The 20,527-nt window shown below is 37.6% G+C and carries 18 protein-coding genes; 15 read left to right on the plus strand and 3 right to left on the minus strand.

Annotated features, from left to right (window positions below):
- Positions 1–146: 146 nt before the first annotated feature.
- The 4 genes from N0B48_RS07615 (at position 147) to N0B48_RS07630 (ending at position 5,672) form a co-directional block, all read left to right on the plus strand.
- Positions 147–848 (plus strand): hypothetical protein, encoded by a 702-nt coding sequence (locus N0B48_RS07615; protein ID WP_259837967.1) that lies wholly within the window; start codon positions 147–149, stop codon positions 846–848.
- A gap of 345 nt (positions 849–1,193) precedes the next feature.
- Positions 1,194–2,084: an urea transporter gene (locus N0B48_RS07620; protein ID WP_259837968.1), complete on the plus strand. Its 891-nt coding sequence runs from the start codon at positions 1,194–1,196 to the stop codon at positions 2,082–2,084.
- A 190-nt stretch (positions 2,085–2,274) separates the two neighbouring features.
- The gene (locus N0B48_RS07625; RefSeq protein WP_259837969.1) at positions 2,275–4,521 is read left to right on the plus strand and encodes a TonB-dependent receptor; all 2,247 of its coding nucleotides are present in this window, start codon (positions 2,275–2,277) and stop codon (positions 4,519–4,521) included.
- A gap of 269 nt (positions 4,522–4,790) precedes the next feature.
- On the plus strand, positions 4,791–5,672 hold the full coding sequence (locus N0B48_RS07630; protein ID WP_259837971.1) for a helix-turn-helix domain-containing protein: 882 nt from the start codon (positions 4,791–4,793) through the stop codon (positions 5,670–5,672).
- A gap of 492 nt (positions 5,673–6,164) precedes the next feature.
- Here the strand turns inward: N0B48_RS07630 and N0B48_RS07635 are convergent, their stop codons facing one another.
- Genes N0B48_RS07635 through N0B48_RS07645 form a run of 3 tightly spaced genes read right to left on the minus strand, consistent with a single transcriptional unit; the run spans position 6,165 to position 7,906 of the window.
- Positions 6,165–7,271 carry a DNA topoisomerase IB gene (locus N0B48_RS07635; RefSeq protein ID WP_259837972.1) on the minus strand — a complete coding sequence of 369 codons (1,107 nt, stop codon included), beginning with the start codon at positions 7,269–7,271 and terminating at the stop codon, positions 6,165–6,167.
- Positions 7,272–7,280: 9 nt separating this feature from the next.
- Complete coding sequence (locus N0B48_RS07640) at positions 7,281–7,448, minus strand: phosphatidate cytidylyltransferase (RefSeq protein WP_259837973.1); 168 nt, start codon at positions 7,446–7,448, stop codon at positions 7,281–7,283.
- 20 nt (positions 7,449–7,468) lie between these two features.
- Entirely contained in the window at positions 7,469–7,906 is a 438-nt protein-coding gene (locus N0B48_RS07645) for a DUF6526 family protein (RefSeq protein WP_259837974.1), read from the minus strand.
- Between the two features lie 669 nt (positions 7,907–8,575).
- On the opposite strand from N0B48_RS07645, the gene N0B48_RS07650 reads away from it, so the two are divergent.
- From N0B48_RS07650 to N0B48_RS07700, 11 genes are all read left to right on the plus strand, one after another.
- The gene (locus N0B48_RS07650) at positions 8,576–10,345 is read left to right on the plus strand and encodes an aminopeptidase P family protein (protein ID WP_259837975.1); all 1,770 of its coding nucleotides are present in this window, start codon (positions 8,576–8,578) and stop codon (positions 10,343–10,345) included.
- Between the two features lie 841 nt (positions 10,346–11,186).
- Positions 11,187–11,753 carry a Crp/Fnr family transcriptional regulator gene (locus N0B48_RS07655; protein WP_259837976.1) on the plus strand — a complete coding sequence of 189 codons (567 nt, stop codon included), beginning with the start codon at positions 11,187–11,189 and terminating at the stop codon, positions 11,751–11,753.
- A 403-nt stretch (positions 11,754–12,156) separates the two neighbouring features.
- Positions 12,157–13,179, plus strand: a complete 1,023-nt coding sequence (locus N0B48_RS07660; protein ID WP_259837982.1) for a saccharopine dehydrogenase family protein — start codon at positions 12,157–12,159, stop codon at positions 13,177–13,179.
- Complete coding sequence (locus N0B48_RS07665) at positions 13,176–13,754, plus strand: NAD(P)H-dependent oxidoreductase (RefSeq protein WP_259837983.1); 579 nt, start codon at positions 13,176–13,178, stop codon at positions 13,752–13,754. Before N0B48_RS07660 ends, N0B48_RS07665 begins: the two co-directional genes overlap by 4 nt.
- 341 nt (positions 13,755–14,095) lie before the next feature.
- A complete protein-coding gene (gene mnmE / locus N0B48_RS07670) occupies positions 14,096–15,481 on the plus strand; it encodes a tRNA uridine-5-carboxymethylaminomethyl(34) synthesis GTPase MnmE (RefSeq protein WP_259837985.1) in 1,386 nt (461 codons plus the stop codon).
- 251 nt (positions 15,482–15,732) lie between these two features.
- Positions 15,733–16,317 carry a helix-turn-helix domain-containing protein gene (locus N0B48_RS07675; protein WP_259837987.1) on the plus strand — a complete coding sequence of 195 codons (585 nt, stop codon included), beginning with the start codon at positions 15,733–15,735 and terminating at the stop codon, positions 16,315–16,317.
- 8 nt (positions 16,318–16,325) lie between these two features.
- Positions 16,326–17,468 carry a site-specific integrase gene (locus tag N0B48_RS07680; protein WP_259837989.1) on the plus strand — a complete coding sequence of 381 codons (1,143 nt, stop codon included), beginning with the start codon at positions 16,326–16,328 and terminating at the stop codon, positions 17,466–17,468.
- Between the two features lie 90 nt (positions 17,469–17,558).
- The gene (locus N0B48_RS07685; protein ID WP_259837991.1) at positions 17,559–17,900 is read left to right on the plus strand and encodes a helix-turn-helix domain-containing protein; all 342 of its coding nucleotides are present in this window, start codon (positions 17,559–17,561) and stop codon (positions 17,898–17,900) included.
- A gap of 625 nt (positions 17,901–18,525) precedes the next feature.
- Positions 18,526–19,020 (plus strand): MarR family winged helix-turn-helix transcriptional regulator, encoded by a 495-nt coding sequence (locus N0B48_RS07690; RefSeq protein WP_259837993.1) that lies wholly within the window; start codon positions 18,526–18,528, stop codon positions 19,018–19,020.
- Positions 19,017–19,817, plus strand: coding sequence for a 4-hydroxy-tetrahydrodipicolinate reductase (dapB, locus tag N0B48_RS07695; RefSeq protein WP_259837995.1), 801 nt, complete (start codon positions 19,017–19,019; stop codon positions 19,815–19,817). The genes N0B48_RS07690 and dapB overlap by 4 nt, the downstream gene beginning before the upstream one ends.
- 186 nt (positions 19,818–20,003) lie before the next feature.
- Positions 20,004–20,360, plus strand: a complete 357-nt coding sequence (locus N0B48_RS07700) for a response regulator (RefSeq protein WP_259837997.1) — start codon at positions 20,004–20,006, stop codon at positions 20,358–20,360.
- Positions 20,361–20,527 lie beyond the last annotated feature (167 nt).

Below are 20,527 nucleotides of genomic sequence, written 5' to 3' on the forward strand. Positions count from 1 at the left end.
ATTGAAGAGGATCAATTACGAGATTTCAATTAAATCAAAAGACCACATTATTCAATAGGATCGGGCTTTAGCCCGATCAAAAAAATAAGAAACCAAACAGCGGCTTTAGCCAAAACCTAAATAACTGGAAAAAACAAAAACAAAAAATGGACACTACAGTTTGGGCACTTCTCATAAGCGCCATCTCAATAAGTTTTATTCACACCGCCTCAGGTCCGGATCATTATCTGCCCTTCATCGTCATCTCAAAATCTAAGAAATGGAGCGGAATGAAAACCGCAATTCTAACTGTAGTCTGCGGATTCGGACATGTTTTTAGCTCCCTGATCTTAGGCTTCATCGGGGTGTTTCTGGGGTGGCAGCTGAATAAAATCTCATGGTTTCAGGATCTTAGAGGAAATTTTTCAGGATGGGCTTTGCTGATCTTTGGTGGAATTTATTTGATCTATGGATTGATTCAGGCCATCAGAAATAAGCCTCACAAGCATTTCGATGTGATGGGAGACGATGTCTATGTTTATGAGCACAACCATACGGAGATGGTAATGCCACAGAAAAGAATTAAAGTGACACCATTGGTGCTTTTTATGATCTTTGTAATGGGCCCGAGTGAACCTTTAATTCCTTTATTATTCTATTCCGGAGTCAAGCATTCCATGTCCGAGATAGTTGTCTTGGTCATATCATTTACACTGACCACAGTTTTGACAATGTTGGGAATGGTGCTTCTGGGACGCTATGGCTATTCCACCTTATTCAATACAGAAAAACTGGAAAGATATATGGGAGTAGTGAGCGGAGCTGTAGTCACAGTCTGCGGAATCGGAATGGTGTTTTTGGGATGGTGACGAGTTCCGGGGTGCGGGTTCCGGGTTCCGAGTTTCGGGGTTGGAGAGTGAATGAGTTGCTGGTTGGAGAGCAGAAAAGTTATGAGTTATGAGTTTCGGTGAGAGTTATAAGATGTAAGTTTAGAAGCTATGGACAGAGAAATAGTAGACAGAGGACAAATATTGGTGGCTGAGGCTCTCGAAGCTACCAGCAGCACGTCTGAAATCTGGTATATAATATCTAGCATTCACCACTCTTGCGAAGCAAAATTCACCATTCACATTCTTAATCCCAGTTGAAAGTCTGAAATCTGATGTCTAGTGTCTGAAGTCTAAAATCTAGCATCTAAAAACGAATATAAAACTATGAACGAATTTTTCAAAAAACTACCTTTTATCGACCAGGTTTTAAAAGGAATCGGGCAGATCATGCTTCAGGAGAACAGATGGACAGGTCTCCTGTTTCTCATCGGTATTTTTATAGGAAGCTGGCAGGGCGGCGTAGCGGTTTTGCTGTCAACGGCAGCCGGAACCTTTACCGCTATGAAATTAAAGTATGATCCGGCTGAGATCAATGCGGGACTCTATGGATTTAGTGCTGCACTGGTGGGAGTCGCACTCTCCTTTGTCTTTCAGACGACTCTTGTGATTTGGATTCTTATCCTGTTGGGAGGGGCTTTGGCGGCGGTAATCCAGCATTTTTTTATTCAGAAAAAGATTCCGGTATTTACATTTCCGTTTATCATTATTACCTGGGTTGCAGTGTTTGTACTACATCATTTTACGCAGATTCCGGCTTCAGAAATGATCTCAGCTCCTGCTGGTCCTGCAGATTATGATGATTTTCTCACCTGTACCAATGCCTTTGGAGAAGTGATATTTCAGGGTGGCGTCTTTTCAGGGATTATTTTCTTTGTAGCGGTATTTATCAGTTCACCGGCTGCTGCATTGTATGGATTGGCAGGTGCCGTTTTGGGAGCTTATCTGTCTCATATGAACGGAGAACCGATTGATAAAATTCACATGGGACTTTTCGGATTCAATGCAGTGCTTTCTGCTATCGTTTTTTCGGGCTTTAAAAAGATAGACGGGCTTTGGGTACTGCTTGCAGTCATCATTACCGTAGCCATCGACGATCTATTGGTAGACCACAATACATTGAGTGAAGTAGGTGGAGTCCTCACTTTTCCCTTCGTTGCAGGAACATGGACCACCCTTTTAATTCAGAAATTATTTAAAACAAAGAAAATTGAATAAGAGAGTTTAAGAGTCGGAGGGTTTTAGCGTTTTAGAGTGGGAGCGTTTTAGAGTAAAAAACTGGAGTAAAAAAAAATAATAAATATGTCACAATATCTATCCCATTCTCCGATTCATCTTAAAATCCAAAATCCAAAATCCAAAATCTGATGTCTATCATCTTGACTCTCAATAAAAAAAATCAATAAAAATGAAGATAACAAAAATAGCAGCCGTATTTCTGGCATTGGCTTTTAACGGAAAAATATCAGCTCAGGAAACAGAAAAAAAACTGGCTATAAAAGATGCAGATGACCAATTTCCCATCGCGAATGTTCTGGTAAAATACAATCATGGAAACAGTCATACCCATTCGGGAACGGACGGAAGCTTTTCGATTCCTGCTGCCAGTCTTCCCGATACATTGGTGATCAGCCGTCAGGGATATGATGAGGTAAAATGGGTCGTGACCAATGATGAAGACAAAAACAAAGTTATTTTTTTACAGCATAAACCGTATCAGATCTCTGAGGTAGCGATCAATCACAGTTCGTTTTTATCAGCCATTACAAAGGTTGATTTAAATAAATTCCCGGTGAATTCTGCGCAGGATCTGTTGAGAAAAGTTCCCGGATTATTCATTGCACAGCATGCAGGCGGTGGAAAGGCAGAACAGCTTTTCCTGAGAGGATTTGATGCGGACCACGGCACGGATGTCAGCGTGAATGTAGACGGAATGCCTGTCAATATCGTGTCCCATGCTCACGGGCAGGGATATTCGGATCTGCATTTTGTGATTCCTGAAACCGTGAACAATATTGATTTTGGAAAAGGAGCGTATTACATGGACCGCGGAGATTTTAATACGGCAGGCTATGTTGATTTTCAAACCTACAATGGATTAAAAAACAGCATGGTCAAGCTGGAAGGCGGCTCATTCAATTCAAAGAGAGTTCTCGGAATGTTCAATATTCTGCATGATGACACAGGAAGGAAAAATGCCTATATAGCAGCAGAATACAATTATACGGACGGACCTTTTGACGTAAAACAGAATTTCAACAGGGTCAATATTTTCGGGAAATACAATCAGTGGATTACGGATAAAGATTATTTCAACATCCAGTTCTCCACCTTTAATTCTTCATGGAATGCATCAGGACAGATCCCGGAACGTGCCGTAGACGAAGGAATCATTGGCCGATGGGGAAGTATTGATCCTACAGAAGGCGGAAAAACATCCAGAACCAATCTTCAGATGAATTTTAAGCATATCATTTCTGATTCGGAACAGATTGATGCGATGGCATTTTATTCAAAGTATAATTTTAATCTGTATTCTGATTTTACTTTTTATTTAAAAGATCAAGACCATGGTGATGAGATTCAGCAGACAGACGGTAGAAATATTTATGGTGCTGAAGTGAAATACACAAAAAGCTTCACATTGGGCAACAGTTCACTGAACTGGATCTCCGGAATAGGGCTCAGAAATGATGATATCAATACATTACAGCTTAATCACGTCTATCACAGAGATCTCCTATTGGACAGAAAAGCAGATGTAAATGGAACGGAAACCAATCTTCATGCCTATTCCGGATTAATCTGGAAAACTGGAAAATGGACCATTAATCCTGCTTTAAGAGTAGATCATTTTATATTTAATATGCACAATCTGCTGGAACCTGAACAGCTTCCATCCGGACAGTCGAAAGAAGCAACAAGAATAAGCCCAAAACTTAATTTTTCCTATGCCCAAAACGACAATATCATGTGGTTCCTGAAAACCGGAATGGGCTTCCACTCCAATGACCTGAGAGTAGTCGTTCCGAATCCTGATCAGAAAACGCTTCCGTATTCCATCGGCGGAGATTTCGGGGTGAGACTGCATCCGTTCAAATCACTGATCATTACACCTGCTTTATGGTATATGTATCTGCAGCAGGAATTTGTGTATGTCGGAGATGATGCGGTAGTGGAACCATCCAGAAAATCAAGACGTTTCGGAGCGGATCTGGGAGTACGTTTCCAGCCGCTTGAAAATTTTTATCTTAATGCTGATATCAACTATTCCCATGCGAGATTCATCGAAGAAGAAAAAGGAAAAGATTACGTTCCACTGGCTCCGGTTGTAACGAGTACAGGCTCCGTCAACTGGGATTTTCTTCATGGTTTCTCATTGGGACTTCAGTACCGATACCTAGGTTGCAGACCGGCAGTAGAAGACAACAGCATCAAAACAAAAGCCTATTTTGTCAACGATCTGATGCTTTCCTACAACCGACAGAAATGGGGCGCCAATATTCAGGTGAACAATCTTTTCAATGTCAATTGGAACGAAGCCCAGTTTGCTACGGAAACCCAGCTAAAAGGCGAAGCAGAACCAATAACAGATCTTACCTATACGCCCGGAAGTCCTTTTGGGGTGAGAGTGGGAGTGTATTATAAGTTTTAATTTAAAAAGCATAATGTATGGTATACAAAGTAAAGGTAAATGGGGTGTCGCTAATAATATTTAACGACCAGGTATTCCTGGATGGCTTCCTATATATTCAATAGAAGCGGGCTTTAGCCTGCTTTACAAGATATACGAATTGAAGAGGGCTTTAGCCAAATTATTTTTTGCAATATTAAATCAGTATTATATGATTGATTAATATTACTTACCTTAATTTTACATTTTACTTTGTACATCCTACTTTTTATAAAAAAATCCAATCTACCATGGAAGTACTATCCAATTTTCAGTATAAAAAGCTCTTTCTTCCGGAAATTACGGAGAAAATATTGGCCAATAATGCAGACATACAGCTTTACCGCCTCGAAAATTATCTTAAAGGAATTCTGATGCCGGTGATCCCGTACCGTACGACTTTTAATTTCATCATTTTCGTGACCAACGGGCATATCAGGCAGTATCTGGAAAATAAAGAATACTGTGCTGAAAAAGGAGGCGTGATCTTCATTAAACAGGGAACCATCACTGCAACAGTAGAACTTTCGGATGATATTGAAGGATTTTTTCTGGCCTATGAAAACAATATCCTGTCTGAACAGGAACTGCCAAAACACAAAAGCAGTATTTTCTTTATGACTCCTTTCCTGAATCTGGACAGTCTGACCTACGGAACCATTACCCAGCTGCTTCCCATTCTCGAACAGGAACTTTGGCTGAACAATCTGAATATTAATGAAGTAGTAGTCACCATGCTGCACTTGATTCTCGTGAAAATGCTGAGTACAGATTCCAACAGTCACCACAAATCAGCCACACGCCCGATGGAATTGTCACTTCAGTTCCGGGATCTTCTGTTTAAATATCATGTGGTGGAAAAACGCGTGGCTTTTTATGCCGACAAACTTTCAGTGACAGAAAGCTATCTGAATAAATGTGTCAAAAACGTCACTCAAAAATCTCCGAAACAGTGGATCAATGAGATCGATATTAATTACAGCAAAGCACTGCTTCATTCGAGTAAAGACATTGCAGAAATAGCTTACGAACTGAATTTCCATACCGCATCACATTTCACCCAGCTTTTCAAAAAAATTGCTGGAATTACGCCTAAGGATTATCGGACGCAGTTTTTGAATAAGAGGGTTTGAGTCGGAGAGTTTTAGGGTTTCGGGGTACGGGTTCCGTGATTCGGGTTTTAGAGTCAAAAGGTTTTAAAGTTTCAGGATACGAGAATTTCGTGATGCGGGTATGATAGTTAAAATAATGCTGAAAAATTTATAGGATAAGATTGAAAAAATGCAGATTGGAATTACTTTTTTTCCTGGTGATAAGGCTCAACATCTTGATATACTGATAAATATTCCTGGATGGCTTCCTATATATTCAATAGGGGTGGGCTTCAGCCCGCTTACAAGATGTACGGATTGCCAAAGGCTTTAGCCAAAACTTAGATACCACGATTTCCTTTAATTCTTTTTAAAACGACTTCAATATATTTAAAAGCAATTGTTAAATACCTACTGCTCAATAGTAACTTCCATCTTCCTTGTAAATACGACAGATGAATTGAAGGAGATAGATTGATATGCAGGGCTTTCAGCAACTTCCATCTTCACACTCCCATCTTCCATTCCAAATCCCTACATTTTCTCGTTTTCCAGAATTTTCAGCACCAGTTTTTCCTCCTGGGTAAGACTGGCTTTTCCATCATTTTCTTCAATGTGTTCCAGCTCATCCAAGTATTTTTTGATGGTATTATTTTCGTAAAGATTGATTACTAAGGGATGAACATAGTATTTCCGGCAGACCGTACTGGTATTTCCGAGATGTTCGGCGACGATCTCCAACGCTTCTTTTACCTTCTTTTTGTATTGGGAATCATTTTCCGCATACCCGATTTCCTTAAAAGCGATCAGAGCACTTACGGTTCCCGACCAGGTTCTGAAATCTTTGGCGGTAAAATCTTCCCCACTTATTTCCTTGATATAGTCATTCACCATTCCCGAGTCGATAGAATGGCGGTTTCCTTCATCATCAAAATATTGAAAAAGTTCCCTTCCCGGAATATCTTTACACTTCTGGACAAGCCTTGAAAGTCTTTTACTTTTAAGATCGATACTGTGCATGATGCCTTTTTTTCCTTTAAAAGAGAAAGTCATTTTCTGCCCGTTAATTTTTACATGCTTATCTTTCAAAGTAGTTAAACCAAAGGAGCCATACAGCTTTTCATAAGCACTATTACCGATACGGATATTGGTTCGCTGCATCAGACTTACGATGAGCGCCAGTATTTTTCTTTTCTCAAAATTCCTTAAAGCAAGATCCTGCTCCACATGAAGCCGTATATCGGGCAATGCATACCCGAATTGAAGCATTCTGTAAAACTTGGTGTGATTTCTTAAAGCACTCCACAACGGATGATAACGGTATTGTTTTCTTTGTTTTACATCAAAGCCTGTCGCCTGAAGATGCCCGTTGTCCAAAGCGCAGATCCAGACGTTTTCCCAGGCAGGAGGGATGACGAGTTTGTTGATCCTGGTGATTTCCTCTTTGTCTTTCAGTTTTTCACCGTCTTTGTAATACGAATACTTTTTTCCTGTTTTTTTGCGCGTGATCCCGGCCGTTTCCGCATCGGTGGTATATACAAGATGTACCGCCTTTGCGGAGGCTTCGGGATCCTTCATGATTTTGACAATCTTTGAAGGCTTCAGGTGGGAAATAATCTCCAGATCCGTATTCTTCTCCATAAAAAATGGTTAAGAGTTTTTACCCCTCGAAAAAATCAGAAAAAGGATGACTACAACTGCAACGACCAGGATAATTCCCCACCACATTCCAGCTTTGAAAATAGTTTCTATTGCTTCACAACTTGTCAGTGTAAACAATGTTAAAAGCATTACACTGTATAAGGTCAACTTTTTCATGATATAATATTTTAGTGTTATTAGACTCTTTGGTGGTCGGCTCTCCAGTTTTTGATGGACCGCTTGATCTCATCTCCTGAAATATTTTCTTGAAGAGCTCTGTTGAGAAGTTCTTTAAACTCATCATCGTAAGCAAATCTCAATGCAGCGATCTGACTGAATTTTAACTGATCTGTCATTTCATCGGATCTCTTTCCGAAAATTTCAAAATACCGCTGCTTAAATTCCAGCATTACCATACGGTTTTGAAGTCCCAGCGCATAATGCTGCCTGGTCATAAAAGCCAGATAGAAAAGCAGAAAAAATACAATGGAAAATAATATCCAGGTCAGTTGATTTTCGGGATTATCCCAAATCTTATACATTCCAACAATTTCCAGTACAATCAATATCGGAAGATAAATGAAGTGATGGGGTGGATAAAATTTCTTGTGATTTTTATAATTCTGCTCGCTCATACGATGAATAGTAGCAATAATCTTTCCAAAACTTTATATCTTTATTAATATTGATGTTTTTGTGGTACGTAAATGTGTATTTTAATCAATATTGCTAATTATTTTTGGGTAATCATAAAGGTTAAAAGCTTTTGTTAGGTAGGATAAGTCAATGTAAATCACAAAAAATAGATAAGAAAATACCCAATTAGTGATCATTCGTGTTAAATATTAGTATCATTTGTGTTTAAAAAATATTTGTTAGGTTTTCGCAAAGACGCTAAGTTTTCTTGCCAGCTTTATATTGAAAGGCGCTAGGATTTTATCTCCGATAAAATTGATCACACCGTCATTGCGAGGAGCGAAGCGACGAAGCAATCTCACTAATTCCCCTAGCTGAAAATCTTCGATTTTCTCGCGCCTTAAAAACTATTTATAATTAAAAACCTTGCGCTTTTGCTAAGAACCAGCAAACAAAATTTACATCCCAAACCTATAAGGTTTAACAACGCACAGTAAATTATATGGCTTAAAATTTAAACCGCAGCTTTCGAAAAATATTCTCAATCATTAAATAAAAACATCTCTATCCAAAGAAAAAAATAACAAATCATTAACGAAAATAGGCCGCGTATTTCATTTCTAAACCTCAATTTTTTCGTAACTTTCGGTGTTTAAAAAAGAAAAAGAATGACTTCAAAGGAAAAAGTTGTTGCACTTCGTGAAGAAATGCAGAAAAATAATGTTGATGCATTTATAGTATATTCTGCAGACCCGCATATGAGTGAGTATCTGCCCGGAGAATGGCAAGAGAGAGTATGGCTTTCCGGATTTTTGGGCTCTGCCGGTTTTGTGGTAATTACCAAAGATAAAGCTGGACTTTGGACAGACGGAAGATACTTTACACAAGCTGCTCTAGAACTGGATGGATCCGGAATTGATCTTTTTAAAGATGGAATAGAAGGAACTCCCAACTATATCGATTGGATCATTTCTGAAATTCCAGCGAGTGGAAAAGTGGCGGTTAATGCTGTTGCAACTTCAAATGCCAATTGGGAACTGCTTTCTCAAAAACTGCAGTCAAAAAATATAAGTTTAGCGGATCTTCCGTTATTAAAGGAAATCTGGAAAGACAGAGGAACACCTTCGAAAAATCCAATTTTTGTACATCCTGTGGAGAGAGCCGGGAAATCGGTGACTGATAAACTGGGAGCTATTCGTCAGAAAATGGAAGACCAGGAAGCGACTGTACATGTTATTTCAAGTTTGGACGATGTAGCCTGGACCTCGAATTTAAGAGGAAGTGATGTAGAAAGCAATCCTGTATTTTTAGGATACATTGTCATCACTAAAAATGATGCCGTATTATTCACGGATCTTGAAAAACTGGAAGTGCCCGCAAGAAAACAAATGGATGATTCCTTTGTGAAAATGATGCCTTACGAAGAGTTTTACAACTATCTGAGCGCATTCAAAAATGAAAAGATATTGGTTTCTCCGAATAGCAACCAAATGATCTATGAAACGCTAAAAGCTGACAACCAGTTTATAAAAGCGCCGGTTCCGGGTAATCTGATGAAAGCTCAGAAAAATGAAACCGAGCTGGAAGGATTTAGAACGGTTATGGTAAGAGATGGTATAGCAATGGTGAAATTCCTTTACTGGCTTACTCATACTGCCGGAAAAGAAGCCATGAACGAATATTCCATCGGTAAAAAATTGGGCGGTTTCCGTGCAGAAGGTGAAAACTTTGTGGGGGAAAGCTTTGGAAGCATCGTAGGTTATAAAGATAATGGTGCTATTATGCATTATTCAGCAAAAAGTGAAGGAAGTAAAGACGTTACGAATGATGCAACCATCCTGGTAGATTCAGGAGGGCAGTATCTGGAAGGAACAACTGATATTACAAGAACTTTAGCTTTAGGAACGTTTTCTGATGAATTCAAAAGAAATTCTACTTTGGTACTTCAGGGGCTGATCCGTTTATCGATGGTGAAATTCCCGAAAGGAACAAAAGGAGTTCATTTGGATGCGATTGCAAGACTGCCGTTGTGGATGGAAGGAAAAGATTTCAACCACGGAACGGGTCACGGAGTTGGAAGTTTTATGAATGTTCACGAAGGTCCGCAGAGTATCAGAAAAGACCTGAACGCTCAGGATCTTCTTCCGGGAATGGTATGTTCCAATGAACCGGGATATTATCTTGAAGGAAAATACGGAATCCGTCACGAAAACCTGATTGCTGTAAAAGAAGCAGAAAAAACGATTCATGGAACATTCTATGAATTTGAAACCCTGACTTTCTGCCCGTTCTTTAAAGATACCATTGTAAAAGAAATCCTTTCAGAGGAAGAAATTGCATGGTTGAACAGCTATCATAAAACTTGTGAGGAAAAAATAGGCCCTTATCTTGAAGGAGAAGTTAAAGAATGGTTCCTTGAATTGGTGAGCCCGCTTTAATAAAGTGAATGGTGGAAAGGTCAATTGTGAATAGTTAATTGTCAATTTTGATAGGACTAAGAGATTGAGCGTTACCCTTTAACCATCGGATTTAAACTTTGAACATTAATAATTGTTAGATAAATTCTTGAAGCCCTGCGGATTCCTCTGCGGGGCTTTTTCATGAATACAACCGTATTTTCACGGATGTAATTTTAGGGATTCCCCTGACAGAAAGCCATACAGCGTGATCTATCTTTGCATCATTAACAAGACATCATTCATAACTTCATATACACTTAGTAAATTCAAAGCAGATAAAACCATTTCATCCTGAAGTGGTTTTATTTTTTTAGTAAAAACCAGATCAATAAGAATAAAACGCTCACTTAATCGAATAAATTACGTTGATTCTGATGAAGGGGATTATAGGCTCAGTTTCAAAAATTGGATGCTAGGTAAAAAGAAACATTATAAACATTAAGAAATTAAGATCTTAAAAGATAGGGTACTTAAAGAACTTAAAAAAATCAATTTATTGATTTCTTCATTCATAGATAAGCACACTGCTTAAATCCTTAATGTTTAAATTAAGAAATAAACTAAATTTTATTGAGGTTAAGAATATTAAGTTTTTGCTTCGCATTAAGATGTACAAATTAAAAAATTATTTGATTTTTTCTTAACTCACCTTACATTCTTCATTGATCTTAATGTTTCAAAAAGCATGAATTAGATCTGCATTATCAGAGAAATCTACGAGAGCACACCAACACTACTTTTGCGGATCATCTCCGATTTGTTTAATTTCGTTAAAACTTTAGAAAACCAGACCGGATTCTAAGTTCTAATTTTGAAAACCATGGTAGAAGATTTTTTCCGAAGCTTTAATCTATTCTCAGAAGTTGAGATCAAAGATTTCTTACAACTTTTTGAAACCAGAAAAGTGTATAAAAATGACTTTTTTGTACAGGAAGGCGAAAAATGTAAAGAAATAGCATTTATAGTATCGGGAATTTTCCGTTCCTATTATATATCAAACGAAGGAAAAGATATGACCTACTGCTTCCGGTTTCCCAATCAGTTGATGGCGGGCTATTCGTCATTTATTTCAGACTGTCCGAGCAGAGAAAATATGCAGGCCATTACCGATGCCGATCTGATGGTTTTAAAAAAAGATGCCGTAGATGATCTGGTAAAAGATGATCTTAACTGGACAAAATTTCTAAAGATGATCGCCGAACAGGAATATCTGGAACTTGAGAAAAGATTTTTCCAACTCCAGAGAGACACTGCTGCACAGCGGTATGAAGCTCTGTTAGGAAATCAACCGGATTACGTTCAGAAAATCCCGCTGCAGTATTTGGCTTCTTATCTGGGCATTACCCAAAGACATCTTAGCCGGATCAGAAAAGAAGTTACGATCTAAACCAAAATATATTTTCTAAATAAAGGATTTGAGAGAGTTATGGACTATTAGTATTAGTTTCGGGGTGAATTTTGGTTTCTAGTTGCTGGTTTATTAGTTGCTGGTTGGTAGTAGCTACTAAATTATCGTCTGATGTCTGAAATATGACATCTAAAAATCTTGTTTCTTGACTTTTATTTTCCAATCTCCATTCACCAGTCACTTGCGAAGCAAAATTCACGATTGACATTCTTAATCTCTTTGAAAGTCTGATGTCTGATGTCTGAAATCTGATATCTAAAAAAATGTCTTAACCCAAACTCACATTAAATAAAAACCGGAAAAGGTTTAATTCATGGGTCCCGTTTTAGACATTTGTCCTACACAATCATGAAGCGACTCTATACTTTTGTAAAAAAAATAAATGGAGCACAATATTCTGGTTATTGGAGGAAATGGTCTGGTAGGTAAAACCATTATCCGCATTTTGAAATCGAGAAACCCGGAGGTACCTGTTTTCGTGGGTGGGAGAAAAGGAGGGAAAACGGAGCATGATCTTAGGATCGACGTAACTGATCCCCGTACTTTTCAAGTAATTTCTGATAAAAAAATAAGTCTGATTATTCTTTCGGTGAATGATCAGTCGGATCATATTCTCAAGTTCGCTATTGCTAACGGAATCGATTATTTAGACATTACAAAACCTACTCCCGATCTGGTCAAAGCTTATGATCTGGCTAAAGAAAGTACCATAAAAAGCAGAATTGTATTCAGTTCCGGATGGATGGGAGGTATCGTTAACGGTTTGGTGAAAACGCTTGCTGAGACTGCAGATATTCAGGAAGTGAAACTTTTTGTCTATTATTCAGTAAAGGATCTTGCAGGAGAAAGTTCGGCACATTTTATGGCTGAAAACGTGGCAAAACCTTTTATCCGCTATGAGAGCAACCGTCGGGTTCCGATCAAACATTTTTTAGATTCCGAAAACTTTAATTTTTCTTTTGGAATCGGGAAAAGGGAAGCCTATAATTTTGATGTACCGGATCTGTATATTTTAAATCAGATTGAAAAAGTTCCCACCGTCAGTGTGAAAATGACATACAATTCAAAGTTTATAACTTGGCTTTTAGGAGCATTTCAAAAAATAAGACTTTTCAATATTCTGTCATTAAAGGAAAGAAAAATGATTTTCGGATCGAGTGGAAATGGGGATCAGTCTGTATTTGAGATTTTGGTAAAAACAGCGAACGGGAATAAAAAATTAAGCCTTCAGAGTACAAAAGGGCAAGCGGAATTAACGGCTCTTTCTGCTGTACTGCACACGGAAGAATTATTGAAAAATTTCCATGATAATAAGATTTACTTCAGTCACCAGTTGCACCAACCTCTGTCACTGCTTGAGAAATTAAAGTCTTATGAAACCATCAATATACAATCCGAATTATGAAAAAAATAGCCATCATCAACGGACATCCCAATAAAGATTCCTTCAATTTCGGAATTGCAGAAGCTTATCAAGAAGGAGCTTTAAAGGCGGGAGCAGAAGTGAAAGCGATAACAATTGCCGAATTAAATTTTGATCCCATTCTTCATTTTGGATATCAGAAAAGGATGGAGCTGGAGCCGGATCTTCTGAAAGCCTGGGAAATAATCCAGTGGGCAGATCATCTGGTATGGATTCATCCCGTTTGGTGGGGTGGTTTGCCTGCACTAATGAAAGGTTTTCTGGACCGGCTTTTTCTTCCGGGATTTGCCTATCAATACAGAGAAAATTCGGTTTGGTGGGACAAGCTTTTAAAAGGAAAAACGGCACATATTATTACGACATTGGACCAGCCGGGATGGTATTATTGGCTGTTTTACGGAAGACCGAGTGTCAATCAATTGAAAAAATCGACGCTCGAATTCTGTGGGGTGAAGCCTGTAAAAGTGACTTATATTGGGGTTATAAGAAATTCTACTGAAGTGCAGCGGGCTCAATGGATTCTAAAAGTGAAAGAGTTGGGGAAACGGCTTACATAAACCGTCATTGCGAGGAACGAAGTGACGAAGCAATCTCATTTAAAATGTGAGTTTGGTTTCGCGCAGATCTTGCTGATTAAGCAGATTTTAAACGCGAATGGCACAAATGTTTTACACGAATGGGCACTAATCTGAGGTGGCTTTAATAATGACCTGGGATTAAATTTTTATCGAAGATAAAAATCTTTGCGCCTTAAGAAAGCAATATACTACTGAACTTTGCGCCATTGCGATATTCCAACGAAAATCCAAAAAACTCCAAAAAACTCCAATTAAAGCAATAGACAATCTGTATAAAAGACTCCTTCAGAAATTAGCCTGAAAAATCGTAAATTTGCCCCATGAATAACGATACGATTTGCGCACTGGCTACGGCCAATGGAGTAGGAGCTTTAGGCATTATCAGAGTTTCAGGGAACGATGCTTTACCGGTAGTCCAGAAAAGTTTTCCGGGCAAGAAACTGGAAAAGCAGCAGTCTCATACCATTCATTACGGCTATTTTATGGATGGGGAGGAAGCTATTGATGAGGTGATGCTTTCTATTTTCCTGGCTCCGAAAAGTTTTACGACAGAAAATTCTGTAGAGATTGCTTTTCACGGCTCGCCGCACATCGGAAAACGTATTCTGGAAACCCTGATCAACAACGGGGCAAGAATGGCAAAAGCCGGGGAATTTACCCTTCGTGCATTCATCAACGGAAGAATCGATCTTTCGCAGGCAGAAGCCATTGCCGATGTGATTGCGTCTGAAAATGAGGCTTCCCGAAAAGTAGCTATCAATCAGCTGAAAGGAGGAATTACGAATGAAATATCGATATTGAGAACAGATCTGCTGAATTTTGTTTCTCTGATCGAACTTGAACTTGATTTTGCCGAGGAAGATGTAGAATTTGCTGACCGGTCAGCGCTTAATGGACTCTTAGATAAAATTGAAGTGAAACTGGACTCTCTTATCGAAAGTTTCCAATACGGAAATGCTATTAAAAACGGAACTGCGGTGGCCATCATCGGAAAACCCAATGCAGGAAAATCTACCTTGCTGAACGCCCTGTTGAAAGAGGAGAGAGCCATTGTGAGCAATATTGCCGGAACCACCAGAGATACGATAGAGGAAATTCTGCATATTAAAGGTCATGCATTCCGTCTTATTGATACGGCTGGACTTCGTGAAACGGTGGATGAAATTGAAGCCATCGGGGTAAAAAAAGCCAAAGAAAAAGTGGAGAACGCGAATATTCTGGTATACCTCGCAGATGCGGCTACAGAAGACTACTCCGAAGATATTGAAATGATCAGATCTTTACAGAGAGACGATCTGAAACTGATCATTTGTGCCACGAAAATTGACGAAGTACTGCCTCCAAAATATGAAGCGGTAGAAGATTTTTTCAGAACTGCCATCAGCCAGGACTTTGATTTTATCAGAATTTCGGCGGTAGAAAACCAAAATATTCAGGATCTTAAAAACGAACTGTCTTCGTACGTTGAGCAGTTAAAATCTCAGGAAAATAACGTTGTCATCACGAATCAAAGACACTTTGAAGCTCTTCGTAAGTCTCTGGATGCCACCCATAAAGTGAAAGAAGCTATTTCTTTCCAGATCTCTACAGAACTGTTGGCTTATGAACTGAGAAATGCTTTAGAACATCTTGGTGAAATATCCGGTGAAGTGACTAATGATGAGGTGCTGGGGAATATATTTTCGAAGTTTTGTATCGGAAAGTAAAATCACATAATAAAACATAATAAATACAGGTAAATGGTTGATTTGCAGCAAAGTATCGAAAATTGAATTTTCGATACTTTGCTTTTGTTTACTTATTTTTTGATCTTTTTTGTTCCCTATTTGTTCCTCATTTCGTATATTTGTCCATACCGAGTTTTAGTGGGAGAAATTAATGCGCTTAAAGACACTTAAAGATGCTTAAATATATTTAAAAACTCTTAATAACGGGGAATTTATTAAAATTTGAAAAGATGAGCTCTAATATCAGTATTACTAGGATCTGTCAACATTGTGGCAAATCTTTCGAAGCAAAAACCACCGTTACAAAAAATTGTAGTGATGATTGCGCCAAGAGAGCCTATAAATTAAAGGCAAAGCAGGACAAAATTCGAGCAAGTAATGTTGAAACTCAAAAAATACGAGATAAGCCATTGGATGATATTCGTTCCAAGGATTATCTGACGGTTAGGGAAGTTGCATTACTACTGGCTTGCGCACCCAGAACTGTTTATGTAATGATTGAATCTGGGCGGTTACGAGCTGTAAATCTTTCCGAAAGAAAAATACGAATCCATAAAAAAGATGTAGAAGGTATTTTTGAAAATCCCATATTTACTGTTATACCTAAAGTCGAAAAGAAGGATAAAAAAGTAGTGTTGAAAGTTGAAGATTGTTACAGTGTTGGCCAAATTGAAGAGAATTATGAAATAGCTAATAAGACATTATACGAACTTCTGAAGAGAAACAATGTCGAAAAAATTCAAGTGGGAAAATATGTGTATGTATCTAAAGAGATAATACATAATCTGCTTGGTAACTACAAAAAAATCAAATAGTTCAAGCCATGGGAAAAGTAACTATAAGAAAAAAACCAATCAGTAAAGGGCGGCAAACTCTGTACTTAGATTTCTATCCACCTGTCCAGAATCCAGATACAGGTAAGCAGCAACGGAGGTATTATTTAAAAATTTACATATATAGTAAACCTAAAACTGAACTTGAAAAGGAACATAACCGGGAGACACTTAGTCTTGCGGAGCATGTCAGGTCAAAAAGGCAATTAGATGTGCAAAATAAAAGATTTGATTTCTTATCTGATGCTAAGCGGAATGGTAATTTCTTAGACTTTTTTCAGGAGTTAGCAGACAAGAGGTCGGGTACTAATTCCTACAACTGGAAGATGTCAGTAGCCTACTTTATCGCTTTTGCTGGAGAGGTGTTCCCATTTGCTTATTTAAATGAAACCTTTTGTGAAGGCTACTCAGCTTATCTATTATCTTCTCCTAGTGTTGGAAGGGCAAAGAGAAAGATAAAAACCAATACAGCTGTCAGCTACTTTGCGAAATTTAAAACAACGCTAAAAGAAGCTTATAAGAAGGGTTATTTGCCAAAGGATTTGGGACGGATAGTGGATGGTATTACTCCTATTGATACACATCGTGAATTTCTTTTTATGGATGAGCTTCAGAATATGGCTGATGCTGAATGTGAGTCGAAAGTCGTAAAAAGAGCAGGTTTGTTTTCTGCTCTAACCGGTTTTCGTTTCTCAGATATTCAAACATTATTGTGGAGTGAAATACGTGGCGCGAAGGGGAATTATATTATCTTATATGCACAAGAAAAAACTGCTGCTGCGGAATATTTTCCAGTATCTGATCAGGCAGTTGCTTTATTGGGAGTTCCAGGAAGTCCCAATGAGAGAGTTTTTAAGGATTTAGATTATAATCAAGTGGATACTTTGTTACCTGGGTGGTTAATTAACGCAGGAATAAACAGACATTTTACCTTTCACGGATTTAGACATACATTTGCTACGTTACAGATAGCATCTGGAACCTCTATATATACAGTTTCAAAGCTACTGGGGCATAAAAGTGTAAAGACAACTGAGATATATGCAAGAATTGTTGATAGCCTTAAAAAGGAAGCAACAGAGCGGATCAGATTAAATTCACTTACATTGGATGCTATGATTAAAAAAGAGTAGCTGAAGTGCCAACTAAAGCCATATACTTCTAGTAAGAGCCATTTTTTGATATGTAAGAAGAATCCCATTACTATTGAAAAAAGAATAAAAATGGGAAATTACACATTTGAACAGCTACCTGCTGTTCTCGGAAGAATAGAGGCAAAGTTGGATTTAATTGAAAGAGTATTATTGGAAAGTAACACCCCTGTTTTTTTTAGACGAGATGTTTTAACAATTAAGGAAGCTTCAGTACATCTAAATCTAGCGGTTTCTACATTATATAGCAAGGTTAGCCGAAAGGAGATTCCTGTATGCAAAAAAGGGAAAAAGCTGTACTTCTCACAGAATGATTTATCAGAGTGGATTAAGTCAGGAAAGAAGAAAACCAATGAAGAGATTGGAAGGGAAGCAAGTGATATAAGTAAAAAATCTATTAAAAAATACTTTTAGGTAGGTACAGAGTTTATAAAGGAAGCGCTCGATAGATCGAGCGCGCAGATTCATTTCGGATGCAAAGAGCATTTCTTGATAGGAATAGTTACGTGAATAAAAATATCTGTCCTAAGGTTTTGAAAATTTCTCCAGTCGGTCGTGTGAGCATAACAGGATTATCCTCGAACACCTTTATAACTGATTTAATACAATTGGAATGTTTAACTGCTTGATATAATGTTATTGTAGATTAGGTAAGATAAAGTTTTGTATTTCTACTATAAAAGACGAGAAACATAGAGGGTAACCTGTCCTTGAGTATTTAAATAAATAGTTTCGATTGAATCTAATGCAGAAGATATACCTGTAAAGGCATTTTTTATCATTAAAATATTCAGGTAGGTTTTTGAAGAATCTAAGCTGAAGCTCTTGTGCGTATATAAGTTTCTTCAATAAAAGAATTCCTCTAATTTCTTTTTTTTGATCTGTCAATATCCACTCAAAAAAAATAAAAAATAATGTATCTAAGTGAACATCAGGATCATTTTACCTACGTTGATACATTCAAAGGCTAAGAATATAATAATAAGTGCGTAACCGGTTACGTATTTTTTATTATATTTGCAAAATGATTTACGAGAATATGAAGAGTAAAGATTTTTTAAAAGAAGTAAAACTTGCGGGACTGACAAGTCGTTTAAAGAGATTAAGTGATAATATCCTTTATAGCACAAAGGATTTTTATAAATCAGTTGATGCGGATATAGAACCAAATTGGCATCTGATTTTTCTTTTGTTGAAGGAATCAGATTCTCTTACTATTATTGATATATCAGAGCGTTTGCAATTATCGCATCCTGCGGTAGTGAAAATTATTAAGAAAATGAAAGCCGCAGGGTATGTAAAAACAAATCCGCATTCCCAGGATTCCAGAAAACAAATATTGACATTAACCCCAAAAGCTATACAATCCCTTCCCAAATTTGAAAAATATTGGGATGCATGTGTATTGACAATGCTAGAGCTCTTGGAGGGGAACTCAACTTTTTTGGACTCATTGGGTAAAATCGAAGAAAAAATAAATGAAAGTAGTTATAAAGAAAGAACATTGAATAATTTAAAAAACAAAATAAAATGATAAAAGTATTTATTGCCGGAGCTACCGGTTGGGCAGGATCAGCATTAAGCAAAGGAGTTTCTGAAAATAAAGATATGTCACTTGTGGGAGCTCTTTCAAGAAAACACAGTGGAGAAAATCTTGCAGAAATTCTTGGAATTGAAGATGTTAATATTCCCATATTCGATGATATCGAAACGGCACTTGACAAAACTGAATTTGATGTGTTGGTAGATTATACCAGACCTGAAGTTGGTAAAAAGAACATCATTGCATCATTGAAGAGAGGTAAAAAAGTTGTGGTGGGAACTTCTGGTTTGACAAATGAAGACCTAAAGGAGATTGAAGACGTTGCCAATGCTAATAATACCTCTGTACTTGCTGTTGGTAATTTTGCCATAACAGTTGTACTCCTTCAGAAGTTTTCGGAAATGGCAGCTCAATATATTCCTAATTTTGAAATTATGGACTATACACACGAAGACAAGATAGACAGCCCAAGTGGGACAGCAAGAGAATTGGCATATCGTCTTTCTAAGGTTAAGAAACCCAATGTCCATATTTCACCAGATGAACTCGTTGGAGATAAATCTAGTAGGGGAGCCACTGTGGATGATGTACAGGTACATTCAGTAAGATTACCAGGTTTTGTAATTTCAATTGAGTCCATATTTGGACTAAAAGATGAAAAACTTACGATACGCCATGATTCTGGTGCTGGTGCTGAACCCTACCTCAAAGGAGCTTTGTTAGCAATAGAAAAAGTTGGATCTTTTAAAGGGTTGAGACGTGGTCTGGATTCAGTAATGGATTTTTAGTAATAAAAGAAAAATGATACGATATATTTTACTAGTTCTTGTTGGATCTATAAGTTTTGGTGCACGTATTTTTATGGTCATGGAGATGGTTAATAAGTCTTTTTTTCATACGACTACAACTTAATAAGCATAAATTAGCCTCTAGTACGCAATCATTCTTTTTCATACATTTACACAAAATAATTTATGAAAAAGAAGGTTGTCCTTATTCAGGATAATGAAGATATTCTGGATATAATGGATCAGGTATTAAAGGAGGAAGGTTTCGATGTCACCTCATCATTAACAACCGAGCCCGTTAAAAAACTTGACATGATTGAACCTGATATAGTTATTGTAGATGACAACATCAAAGGACAAAAGAAGGGATCAGAGGTTATTGGAGAATTAAAATCTGATCCTTTAACTGAAGATGTATCTGCTGTATTAACTTCAACATCTCCTGACGTGTCTAAGCACGCTAAGGAATGCAAAGCAGATGACTTTATCCAGAAACCATTTGATATCGATCATATGATAGATGTAGTCAAAAAAAATTCCTAGTCTATTTTTCCATATTTATCACAATTCGATTCCTAATTATTAATGAAATACCAGTCATAATTTACATGCGGATCCAAGGGAGGAATGATCTTTTGTACTGAAATGAAATCACTAATTGTTTAAAATTGTCAAAGCTGCTGTTAGCTGTCATATTTATAATTTACAAC

The organism is Chryseobacterium herbae, assembly GCF_025154075.1.
In the GTDB taxonomy this organism is placed as follows: domain Bacteria; phylum Bacteroidota; class Bacteroidia; order Flavobacteriales; family Weeksellaceae; genus Chryseobacterium; species Chryseobacterium herbae.